Below are 11,516 nucleotides of genomic sequence, written 5' to 3'. Positions count from 1 at the left end.
CACCGGGCGCGGCAGTCGTGCCACCGCCGAAGGCACGGAAACCGGGGACGGAACGCGACCGCCCACCGGGATGGCCGGGGACGGTGCTGCCCGTGCTGGGTCGCCGGCTGCTCGCGCTGGTCCTGGTCATGCTGGCGACCTCTGTGGTGATCTTCGGCGCGATGTACCTCGCGCCGGGGTCTCCCGAGTCCTTCCTGGCCCGCGGCAACTCGGTGACCGCCGACACACTGCGGGCCATCCGCGCCCAGTACAACCTGGACGATCCCTTCCCCCAGCGGTTCGTCTCCTGGCTCGGCGGGCTGCTGACGGGCGACTTCGGCCAGTCCCTGCAGTTCCGGCAGCCGGTCGGCGGCCTGATCGCCTCCCGGATCCCCACCACGCTCGCGCTCGTCGCGTACGCCTCGGTACTCATCCTGCTGTCCGGTGTCCTGCTCGGCGTGCTCGCCGCGGTCCGCCGCGGCACGGTGGACGCCGTCGCGATCATCGGGACCACGGTCGCGATGGGCACCCCCGCCTTCGTGGTCGCGATCGGGCTGACCTCGTTCTTCGCCGTGACGCTTGGCTGGTTCCCCGCCTTCGGTGCGGGTGAGGGACTCTGGGACCGGATCTGGCACCTCACCCTGCCCGCGATCGCGCTGGCGCTGTCGTCGGTGGCGCTGGTCGCCCGCGCGACCCGGTCCTCCATGCTCACCGAACTCGGCAAGGAGTACGTCGAGACCGCCCGGGTCCGCGGCATGCCCGAGCGCCGGATCATCTGGCGGCACGTCTTCCGCAACGCGATGGCCCCGGTCGTCACACTCGCCGGGCTGGTGGTCTCCGGCCTGCTGGTCACCACGACCCTGGTCGAGACCGCCTTCGGGCTCAACGGAATGGGGTCGCTGCTCGTGCAGTCGGTCAACGCCAAGGACTTCCCTGTCACCCAGGCCATCGTCCTGATCATCGTCGCGGTGTTCGCGCTGTCCAACCTGCTGGTGGACCTGCTGTACCCGCTGATCGACCCGCGGGTGCGCGGAAAGGCGGGTGCCCGATGAGCATCCCCGCCGGAAGCCCCGCCGGAAGTCCTGCCGGGACTCTCGCCGACGCCGCCCCCCTGGTGCGGCGCCGCTGGGTGCCCCGTCCGGTCGGAGGCGGCCCGCTGGTCGTGTTCTCGGTCGCGGTCCTCACGGTCCTGGTCGTGGTGGCGGTTTTCGCCCCGTGGCTGTCCCCGCAGGACCCGGACGCGGTCTCGCTCTCCGACAGCCTGGCCGGGCCGTCCGCCGCGCATCCGCTCGGCGCCGACCAGGCCGGACGCGACGTGCTGTCCCGGCTGATCTGGGGCGCCCGCACCTCGCTGCTCGGACCGCTCGGCGTCGTCACCGGAGCCACCGTCCTCGGCGTCGCGATCGGCGTGGTGGCCGCCTGGTACGGCGGCTGGATCGACGCGGCGCTGTCCCGCGTCATCGAGGTGATCTTCTCCTTTCCCGGCGTGCTGCTGGCGATCCTGCTGGTCGCCGTGCTCGGCGCGGGCCTGGACTCCACGGTGCTCGCCCTCGCCGTCGCCTACACCCCGTACATGGCGCGGATGACGCGCGGCGTCGCGCTCAGTGAACGACACCGCCCCTACATCCGGTCACTGGAGATCCAGGGCTTCTCCGCCTGGGGCATCACGACGCGGCACCTCATCCCCAACATCGCGCCGTTCGTGCTGGCCCAGGCGTCGCTGTGCTTCGGTTACGCGATGATCGATCTCGCCGGGCTCTCCTTCCTCGGTTTCAGCGTCCAGCCACCGCAGGCGGACTGGGGCGCCATGATCTCCGAGGGCCAGTCGGCGCTGCTCCAGGGAGCGCCGCTGTCCGCGCTCGCCCCCGGCGCCGTCATCGTGATCGCCGTCGTCGCGTTCAGCCTGCTCGGCGAGGGCATCGCCGACCACATCAGGAAGGCGGACCGGTGAGCGCGCCCCGGATCGATCCGATGCTTGAGGTGCAGGGCCTGTCCCTGGCGGTGACCACCGGCGGCGTCGGCCGCCCCATCCTCGAAACGGTCTTTCTGACCTGCGGGAAAGGTGAGATCGTCGGTCTGGTCGGAGAGTCCGGCTCCGGCAAGTCGATGACGCTGCGCACCGCAGTCGGACTCACCCCGCCACGGTCCCGGGTGGAGGGCCGGGTCCTGGTGGCCGGGCGGGACGTCCTCGGCGCCCCGGCGTCGGTGCTGCGCGAGATGCGGTCTCGCACCACCGCGATGATCTTCCAGGACCCCCGGGCGCACATCAACCCGTTCCAGCGCATCGGCGCGTTCCTCACCGAAGGGCTGCGCGTCCACCGGGGACTGCCACGCGGCAAGGCGCTCGCCGTGGCCGCCGGCCTGCTGGACGAGGTCGGCCTGCCCGACCCCGGACGCCACCTGCGCCAGTACCCGCACGAGCTGTCCGGCGGGATGCTCCAGCGAGTGATGATCGCTGCCGCACTGGCCGGCGAGCCCGAACTGCTGCTCGCCGACGAGCCGACCACCGCGCTGGACGTCACCACCCAGGCGGAGATCATGGCGATCCTGCTGCGCCTTCGGCGCGAGCGCGGGCTCGCCATCGTGCTGGTCACCCACGACCTCGACCTCGCGGCGGCCGTCTGCGACCGCATCCATGTGATGTACGCGGGCTCGATCGTCGAGGTCGCCGACGCGGACGCGCTGCACCGCCGCCCGCGCCACCCCTACACGGCGGCGCTCTTCGCCTCCCGGCCGGGCCCCGGCCGGACGACGCTGCGGGCGGTGCCCGGACGCCCGCTCGGGCTGTTCGAGGCGCCGCCCGGCTGCGCCTTCGCGCCGCGCTGCGTGTACGCGGCCGACGCCTGCCACGAGTCGGCTCCCCGCCCCCGGGCGATCGCCGGGCACCTGGTCGCCTGCCACCGGGCCGACGACCTCGCCCTCACCGACACCTCCGCCCCGGTCACGTCCGGGGTGGAGACCGAGGAACCCGCCGGACCGGCCCGGCCGCGACAGAGGAGCCGACCGTGACACCAGAGGCGAGTCCCACCTCCCCCCGGCCCGCCGCAGCGGGCGAGCACCCCCTGCTGCGGGCCGAGGGGTTGCGCAAGACGTACGACCGAGGGCGGGTCGTCGCGGTCGACGACGTCTCCTTCGAGGTCGCGGCCGGCGGCTCGCTGGGCGTCGTCGGCGAGTCCGGCTCCGGCAAGACCACGACGGCACGGCTGATCGTCGGGCTGGAGCGGCCCGACTCCGGCACGATCCGCTTCGACGGCCTTGAGTCCGGCCACGGCCGCGACCGCCGCGACCGGATGCGGCGTGCCCGGATCGTGCAGCTCGTCTTCCAGGACCCCTACCAGAGCCTGGATCCCCGGCAGAGCGTCGCCGACGCCCTCGACGAGATACTCCGGCTGCACACCGAGTCGGACCCGCCCACCCGCGCCCGCCGTCGGCGGGAACTGCTGGACCAGGTCGGGCTCGGCTCACGCGAGGCGGCGGCGCTGCCCCGCGCGCTGTCCGGCGGGCAGCGGCAGCGCGTCGCCATCGCCAGGGCGCTGGCCGCCCGGCCGCGCATGCTGGTGCTGGACGAGGCGGTGGCCGCGCTGGACGTGTCCATCCAGGCGCAGATCCTCAACCTGCTCTCGGAGATCCGCCGTGACATGGGCGTGGCGCTGGTGTTCGTCAGCCACGACCTGGAGGTCGTGCGCTGGGTCACCGACGACGTGGTGGTCATGTTCCGCGGGGCCGTGATCGAACGCGGCCCCACCTCCCGGGTGCTCCAGCGGCCGGAGCACCCCTACACCCGGCTGCTGCTGTCCAGTGTCCCGCGCCCCGGCTGGGACCCGGCCCGCGTGGGGCAGGCCCGCCGCGATCTGCTCGCCCGGTACTGACCCCGCCGACCACTCCCCTCTCTCCGCGTCCCCCACCGATCACCGGCCTCGTGACAGAGACCCCGGAAGGAATCCCATGACCGTCGGACCCGCCCCTGGCCGCAGCCTCCTCCTCGCACTGGCCGTCTGCGCCGCCCTCACCGTTTCCGCATGCTCAGGAGGCACCGTCGCCACCGGGACCGGAGGAGCCGACGGCGCCTCCTCCTCGCCCGGCGGATCGGACGGCCCCGTACTCACCGAGTCACTGCCCGCCGCCACCGGCGAGGCGGACACGCTCCGCTGGGCGCTGTACGCCGAGCCGTCCTCTCTGGACCCGATCTACAGCAACGACTTCCCGCCGATGGAGGTCCTCGCCAACGTGTGCGAGAGCCTGGTGAAGATCGCACCCGACTTCTCGTTCCAGCCCTCGCTGGCCGAGTCGTGGGAACAACCCGACTCCCTGACCTGGGTCTACACGTTACGCCCCGGGGTGAAGCTGCACAGCGGCGCCGAACTGACCGCCGAGGACGTCGCGTACAGCCTCAACCGCAATCTCGACAAGGACCTGGGTTCCTACAACGACGCCGTCTACCAGAACGTCAAGGACATCAAGGCCACCGGCGACGGTGAGGTCACCGTCCGGCTGAAGAAGCCGGACGCGTTGTTCAACCAGTCGATGGCGACCCCGGCGGGCCGCGTCCTGGGCAAAGCCGCGTCCGAGGCGGCCGGCAAGAGGCTCGGCACGCCTCAGGGGGGCGTGGACTGCACAGGCCCGTTCAGGCTGGCCGGCTGGACGGCGGGACAGTCCATCGAGCTGGCCCGCTTCGACGGCTACTGGGACGCCGCGCACCGGGCCAAGGCCCCCGGCATCCGCTTCGACTTCATCCGGGACCCCGCGGCCCGGGTCACCGCCATGCTGGCGGGAGAGCTGGACGGCTCCTGGTACGTACCCTCCTCCGGCTTCACCCGGCTCCAGGCCACCGACACCGGGAAGCTCTACTTCGGTCGCACCTCCGGCAGCTACGTCGGCATGGTGACCAGCCTGAAGGGCCCGCTGGCCGACGTGCGGATCCGCAGGGCGCTCTCGCTCGCCATCGACCGGCCGGGCATCATCAAGGCCGCGGTGTCGGGGGCGGCCGAGCCGCTCAAGGCCCCCGCCTCCCCGGGCACCTGGGGCTATGGGCAGGACACGCTGAAGGCGGCGTACGACGCACTGCCCGAGCCCAGCGGCCCGGCCGACGAGGCGCGGAGGCTGGTGACCGAGGCGGGCGCGCCCGCGACCCCGATCACGATCGCGGTCACCGGCTCGCAGGCCGAGATGCCGGTCATCGGCGCGGAGGTCAAGCGGGCGGGCGAGTCCGTCGGCCTCAAGGTGGAGATCAGGACGCTGCCCGCCGACAACTACAACGCGCTGTACAGCGACGCCAAGGCGCGGGAGGGGATCGACATGATCTTCTCGCTCTGGCAGACCGACTACCCGGACCCGACGCAGATCTACCAGTACCTTCAGGGCGGCAACACGTTCAACTACGCCGGGTGGGCCGACCCGGAGTTCGACCGGCTGATCGGCGAGGCCACCTCGGCGGCCGACCCGGCCGAGCGGGCCAGGCTGGTGGCCGAAGCGCAGAAGATCGCCGCGGAACAGCTGATCTGGATCCCGCTGTACGCGCCGTTCAACCCGCTCTACCTGGGCAAGGGCCTGACCGGGGCGCCCACCTCTTCCGTCCAGCTCACCTATCCCTGGGCCGCCGACATCGGCCGCTCCTGACCGGCGGGGCATCATGGCGTGCCCGAAGCCGACCGCCTCGGCTTCGGGCCGCGGACATGCCGGCCGGTACGGACTCACTTCGAGTGCTTGGCGTATCGGCGACCACCCGAGGTGAACCGCCCGCTCGGACAGCGGGATGATCTGGTCTCTCCACATGAAACGGGGCGGGCTCGGCGTCACGCCGAACCCGCCCCTCCGTCTCCAGCCGGTCCTGATCACGCTCACCCGGCGAGGGTGTGCGCCTTCCCCGCGAGTGTCAGGAACACCCGGTCCGGATCGGTGCCATGGTGTTATCTCCGCAGGGTGAGCAGGCCGGGCCGGTAGGGCAGCAGGCCGTAGTCGCCGCCGGAGCTGGGGCTGCGGCCCTGGTAGAGCAGCTGCAGGTTGCAGGGGTCGATGGTCATGGTCTGGTCGGCGTTGGTGCGCAGCAGCTCACCGTGGCTGATGTCGTTGGTCCAGGTGGCGCCGCTGTTGGCCTTGCCCGCGAAGGGGTTGCTCTCGGTCGCGGCCTGCGGGGTCCAGTTGCCGCCGAGGCTGGTGGCGGTGAAGGACCGGAAGTAGCGGCCCTGCGAGCCGATCGCCTCGACGATCATGAGGTAGCGGTTCTCGTTCTGGATCTTGTAGACCTGGACGGCCTCGAACAGGTTGTTCGTGGTGTCGGTCATGATGGTCGTGTAGTTCGAGCCGAAGCTGCCGGGGAAGTTGCCGATGGGCATGCTGGCCCGGTAGATCCTGCCGTTGTCGCCGGCGAAGAACAGGTACATGTTCTGGCCGTCACCGATGAGCGCCTGGTCGATGGGGCCGGTGCCGGAGTTGGAGATGCTGCCGGAGAACAGCGTCTGCGCCGCCGACCAGCCGTTGGGGTTGGTGGGGTCGGTCGAGGTGCGGTAGGAGAAGGCCGGGCCGCCCCACTGGTAGGCGAGCACCCAGATGTTCTTCGGCGCGAAGTAGAACAGCGACGGCGCGACGGTGGCGTTGTTCATCGCGTTCTGGCTGGCCGAGGCCATCTCCGAGTAGTTGGTGAACAGGCCGAAGTTCATCGAGCCCCACCTGGTGCCGGTGTCGTGGGTGGTGGCGTAGACGAGCTGCCTGCCGTTGTAGGGGGCGACGGTGAAGTCCTTGAGCGAGACCCAGCCCGACCTCGGGGTCGCGAGCACGCCGGAGGAGGTCCAGCGGTACGTCGAGGGAAGGGGGCAGTTGCCCGGCGTCGGAGTCGGAGTCGGCGTGGGAGTCGGCGTGACCGTGGGGGTGGGGGTCGGGGTGGGGTCCGGGTCTCCGGGGGTCCCGGTGCAGGCCACGCCGTTCAGGGAGAACGAGGTGGGCGACGGGTTGCTGCCGGTGTACGAGCCGTTGAACCCGAAGGAGGCGCTGCCTCCCGTGGGGATGGCGGCGTTGTAGCTGACATTGGTCGCGGTCACCGCGGAACCGGACTGGGCGGACGTGGCGTTCCACATCTGGGTGATCTGCTGGCCGCCCCCGAAGGACCAGGTCAGCCGCCATCCGTTGACCGGGTCACCCAGGTTGTTGATGGTGACGTTGGTGTTGAAGCCCCCCGGCCACGACGAGCCGACGGTGTAGTCGACCCGGCAGGCGACGGCCGCCTGCGCGGGCTGGGTGGCCAGTAGGCCGGTCGCCGCCAGCAGGATCGGGATCGTGACGATCGCCAAGCCTCGGCGCATGGCCGATCGGGACGGTGCCGTCGGTGTGACGGCGGAGCGGCGCGGTGTCCGCGTTCGCCAGGGCAGGCGCATGTGCGTGCTCCTCATCTTCTCGTCCAGCCACTGTCAGGGACTGGTGTGGGCACACCCGAGGGGTTCGGCCCAGACGTATGCGCGGGGCCACGGTTGTTGTTAGCGTTAACAAGCAGCCCGCTGGCGGACTGCTTCGTTTCTCCGGCGGGAGGGGGTGGTGCGCGGAGCCAATACGATGCGGCCGATCCGCGTCAAGGCACGACTCCTCGCCCTTTTCCCCGCGTTCCCGCCCCTGTGGGCCTTCATCTGCCCTTACGGGCGCCCGACCGCACTGTGCGAGATCGGCTCTGTGATGAAACGTTCATCGATGCTGATGATCTTCTGCCGCACTCGGGCGCGCCGCCCCCCGCGGATCCCCACCTGGCTCGCCCGTCCGGGACGGTGACCGAAGTGCTCCGTCGGATTCACCGTCACCGGCGGGCATCCGCTCAGGCCCGACCGCTCGCCGGCCTGCCCTCCTACCGCGTCATCAAGGTCACACCGGATGAATCCCGTTCTCAGGCCCCCAGGCAGGCGGGGCCGAGCAGTTGCTTCAGGTCGCCCATCAGGGCCGGGGACGGCGACACCCGCAGGCGGTCGTCGAGGCGCACGATGGTGGTCTTCGGGCCGTTGTGGACCTGCAGATGCACCTCGGTGGTTCCGGGGTGCGCGGTCAGCACCTCCTTGAGGCGGCCGACCACCGGCGGGGTGCAGCGGGCCAGGGCGAGGCTGACGGCCAGCGGGCCACCGGCCTCGCGGGTCAGGTCGGGAGCCGTCACCTCCATGGCGATGATCTTCCCGACGTCCTCGCGCTTGTCCAGGCGTCCCTTGACGAACACGATCGCGTCCTCGGCGAGCACCGTCGCGCAGAGCTGGTACGCCGACGGGAAGATCATCACCTCGATGGCGCCCTCCAGGTCCTCCAACTGGGTGAGGACCCAGGTGTCGCCCTTCTTGGTGACCTTGCGCTGCAGGCCGCTCAGGATGCCGCCGACGGTGACGACCTGACCGTCCGGCCGGTGCTCGTCCTGCAGCGAGGCGATCGAGCAGTCGGCCCCGGAGGCGAGAATGTGCTCCACACCGAAGAGCGGGTGGTCGGAGACGTACAGGCCGAGCATCTCCCGCTCGAACTGCAGCAGGGTGTTCTTGTCCCACTCCCCCAGCGGGATCTGCACGTCGAAGGTCTGGTCCTCGGCGCCCTCGATGGCGCCGAACAGGGAGTCCTGCCCCTGGGCCTCGTTCTTCTTGATCCCGATGATGCTGTCGACCGCCTGCTCGTGGACCATCACCAGGCCCTTGCGCACGTGCCCGAAGGAGTCGAAGGCACCGGCCTTGATCAGCGACTCGATGACCCGCTTGTTGCAGACCACCATGGGGACCTTGCGCAGGAAGTCCTTGAAGTCGGCGAAACGGCTCTTCTCCCGGCGCGCGGCGATGATCCCGTCGACCACGTTGCCTCCGACGTTACGGATCGCCGACAGGCCGAACCGGACGTCGGTGCCACGCGGGGTGAAGTCGAAGTCGGAGTCGTTGACGTCCGGCGGCAGCACCTTGATGCCCATGCGGCGGCACTCGTTGAGGTAGAGGGCCGACTTGTCCTTGTCGTCCTTGACCGAGGTGAGCAGCCCCGCCATGTACTCGGCCGGGTAGTTGGCCTTGAGGTAGGCGGTCCAGTAGGAGACCAGGCCGTAGGCGGCGCTGTGCGCCTTGTTGAAGGCGTAGTCGGAGAAGGGCAGCAGGATGTCCCAGAGCGTCTTGATCGCGGCCGCGGAGTAGCCGTTGTCCTTCATGCCCTGCTCGAACGACTCGAACTGCTTGTCCAGCTCGGACTTCTTCTTCTTGCCCATCGCCCGCCGCAGCAGGTCGGCCTTGCCGAGCGAGAACCCGGCGACCTTCTGCGCGATGGCCATGACCTGCTCCTGGTAGACGATCAGGCCGTACGTCGTGCCGAGGATCTCCTGCAGCGACTCCTCGAACTCCGGGTGGATCGGGACGATGTCCTGCTGACCGTTCTTGCGCAGCGCGTAGTTGGTGTGGGAGTTGGCGCCCATCGGACCCGGCCGATACAGGGCGCCGACGGCGGAGATGTCCTCGAAGTTGTCGGGCTTCATCAACCGCAGCAGCGACCGCATGCCGCCGCCGTCCAGCTGGAACACCCCCAGGGTGTCGCCCCTGCCGAGCAGCTCGTACGTCTTGCGGTCGTCCAGCGGCAGCTTGAGCAGGTCGATGGCCTCGCCGGTGTTGGCCTCGATCATCTTCAGGCAGTCGTCGATGATCGTGAGGTTGCGCAGGCCCAGGAAGTCCATCTTCAGCAGGCCGAGCGTCTCGCAGGTCGGGTAGTCGAACTGCGTGATGATCACACCGTCGGAGTCACGGCGCATGATCGGAATGTAGTCGGTCAGCACCTCCGCCGACATGATGACCCCGGCGGCGTGCACGCCGGTCTGCCGGATCAGGCCCTCCAGGCCCCTGCCCAGGTCCATCGCCGACTTGACGTCGACGTCCTCCTCGTACAGCCTGCGCAGCTCACCGGCCTCGTTGTAGCGCGGGTGGTCGGAGTCGAAGATGCCCGACAGCGGGATGTCCTTGCCCATCACCGCGGGCGGGAACGCCTTGGAGACCTTGTCGCCCAGCGCGTACGGATGCCCGAGGACGCGGGCCGCGTCCTTGATGGCAGCCTTCGCCTTGATGGTGCCGAAGGTGGCGATCATGGCGACCTTGTCGGCGCCGTACTTCTCCGTCACGTAGCGGATCACGTCGCCGCGCCTGCGCTCGTCGAAGTCGATGTCGACATCGGGCATGGAGACACGGTCGGGGTTGAGGAACCGCTCGAAGATCAGCCCGTGCGGCAGCGGGTCGAGGTCGGTGATGCCCAGCGCGTACGCGGCCAGCGAGCCCGCGGCCGAGCCTCGCCCGGGGCCGACGCGGATGCCGTTGTTCTTGGCCCACATGATGAAGTCGGCGACCACGAGGAAGTAGGAGGGGAACCCCATCTGCAGGATGACGTTCATCTCGAACTCGATCTGCGCGCGGTGCTCGGAGTCGACGCCCTCGGGGAAGCGCCGCTCCATGCCCGACCAGATCTCCTTGCGGAACCAGCTCTCCTCGGTCTCCCCCTCGGGCAGCGGGAAGGTGGGCATCAGGTTCTTGAAACCGAACATGCCGCTCGGGTCGACCTTCTCGGCGACCAGCAGGGTGTTGCGGCAGCCCTCGGCCCACAGGTCCGAGGAGTCGACGGCGCGCATCTCGTCGGCGTTCTTGATGTAGTAACCGCTGCCGTCGAAGCGGAAACGGTCGGGGTCGGACAGCTGCTTGCCGGTCTGGATGCACAGGAGCGCGTCGTGCGAGGTCGCGTCGGACTCGTAGGTGTAGTGGGAGTCGTTGGTGACCAGCGGCGGGATGTCCAGCTCACGCGAGATGCGGGTCAGGCCGTCGCGGACCCGGCGCTCGATGTCGAGCCCGTGGTCCATGATCTCCAGGTAGTAGTTGTCCTTGCCGAACAGGTCCTGGAACCTCGCCGCCGCCGCGATCGCCTCGTCGTACTGGCCCAGGCGCAGGCGGGTCTGCACCTCGCCCGACGGGCAGCCGGTCGTGGCCATCAGGCCCTCGGAGTGCTCGGCGAGAATCTCGGCGTCCATCCGGGCCCACTTGCGCACGAAGCCCTCGGTGTAGGCGCGCGAGGAGAGTTTCATCAGGTTGCCCAGGCCCGTGGCGTTCTTCGCCCAGATGGTCATGTGGGTGTAGTAGCCACCCGCGGAGACGTCGTCGCGCTTCTGGTGCGGCTCGCCCCACAGCACCGGCTTCTTCTGGTGCCGGGAGGCGGGGGCGACGTAGGCCTCGATGCCGATGATCGGCTTGATCCCGGCCCCGGTCGCCTGCTTGTAGAAGTCGTAGGCCCCGTGCATGTTGCCGTGGTCGGTGATCGCGATGGCGGGCATGCCCAGATCGCCGACCTGTTTGAACATCTGCTTCAAACGGGCGGCCCCATCCAGCATGGAGTATTCCGTGTGAACGTGCAGATGCACAAACGAGTCTGACATGCGGCCCCGTCCTCCCCTAGTCGCACCGTCGGCGGGGAAAGCGTATCCAAATCCGAGTTCCGGAAGTGACTCATGCGCTTTGAGTCGTCTCTCCTCCCGACGCCCCCGGACCTCCCGGGGCACCCCGGTCCTTCACGGCGCCTCGGATCGG

General features: G+C 69.8%; 7 protein-coding genes. 5 read left to right on the top strand and 2 right to left on the bottom strand.

All coding sequences use genetic code 11. The annotated features are described in order from the left end of the window. Positions 1 to 92 precede the first annotated feature (92 nt). The 5 genes from ACIBH4_RS16400 to ACIBH4_RS16380 all read left to right on the top strand — a co-directional run bounded on the left by ACIBH4_RS16400 (position 93) and on the right by ACIBH4_RS16380 (position 5,595). Complete coding sequence (locus tag ACIBH4_RS16400) at positions 93 to 1,031, top strand: ABC transporter permease (RefSeq protein WP_362506901.1); 939 nt, start codon at positions 93 to 95, stop codon at positions 1,029 to 1,031. Beyond that, on the top strand, positions 1,028 to 1,930 hold the full coding sequence (locus tag ACIBH4_RS16395; protein ID WP_362506904.1) for an ABC transporter permease: 903 nt from the start codon (positions 1,028 to 1,030) through the stop codon (positions 1,928 to 1,930). The genes ACIBH4_RS16400 and ACIBH4_RS16395 overlap by 4 nt, the downstream gene beginning before the upstream one ends. Beyond that, entirely contained in the window at positions 1,927 to 2,988 is a 1,062-nt protein-coding gene (locus ACIBH4_RS16390; RefSeq protein ID WP_362506907.1) for an ABC transporter ATP-binding protein, read from the top strand. Before ACIBH4_RS16395 ends, ACIBH4_RS16390 begins: the two co-directional genes overlap by 4 nt. Beyond that, the gene (locus ACIBH4_RS16385; RefSeq protein ID WP_362506910.1) at positions 2,985 to 3,848 is read left to right on the top strand and encodes an ATP-binding cassette domain-containing protein; all 864 of its coding nucleotides are present in this window, start codon (positions 2,985 to 2,987) and stop codon (positions 3,846 to 3,848) included. Before ACIBH4_RS16390 ends, ACIBH4_RS16385 begins: the two co-directional genes overlap by 4 nt. 76 nt (positions 3,849 to 3,924) lie before the next feature. Further along, entirely contained in the window at positions 3,925 to 5,595 is a 1,671-nt protein-coding gene (locus ACIBH4_RS16380) for an ABC transporter substrate-binding protein (protein WP_362506913.1), read from the top strand. 290 nt (positions 5,596 to 5,885) lie between these two features. Here the strand turns inward: ACIBH4_RS16380 and ACIBH4_RS16375 are convergent, their stop codons facing one another. Further along, positions 5,886 to 7,262, bottom strand: coding sequence for a non-reducing end alpha-L-arabinofuranosidase family hydrolase (locus ACIBH4_RS16375; protein ID WP_362506916.1), 1,377 nt, complete (start codon positions 7,260 to 7,262; stop codon positions 5,886 to 5,888). Between the two features lie 581 nt (positions 7,263 to 7,843). After that, positions 7,844 to 11,365 carry a DNA polymerase III subunit alpha gene (gene dnaE / locus ACIBH4_RS16370; protein ID WP_362506919.1) on the bottom strand — a complete coding sequence of 1,174 codons (3,522 nt, stop codon included), beginning with the start codon at positions 11,363 to 11,365 and terminating at the stop codon, positions 7,844 to 7,846. Positions 11,366 to 11,516: the final 151 nt, after the last annotated feature.

This window comes from Streptosporangium sp. NPDC050284, from assembly GCF_044459525.1.
GTDB lineage: Bacteria > Actinomycetota > Actinomycetes > Streptosporangiales > Streptosporangiaceae > Streptosporangium.
This window is presented reverse-complemented; position numbering and strand designations above follow the sequence as displayed.

What these genes read in the sequence shown, in the direction of transcription:
- ACIBH4_RS16395 (WP_362506904.1), top strand. Translation starts at nt 1,028, where the DNA reads ATGAGCATCCCCGCCGGAAGCCCCGCCGGAAGTCCTGCCGGGACTCTC.
- dnaE (WP_362506919.1), bottom strand. Translation starts at nt 11,365, where the DNA reads ATGTCAGACTCGTTTGTGCATCTGCACGTTCACACGGAATACTCCATG.
- ACIBH4_RS16380 (WP_362506913.1), top strand. Translation starts at nt 3,925, where the DNA reads ATGACCGTCGGACCCGCCCCTGGCCGCAGCCTCCTCCTCGCACTGGCC.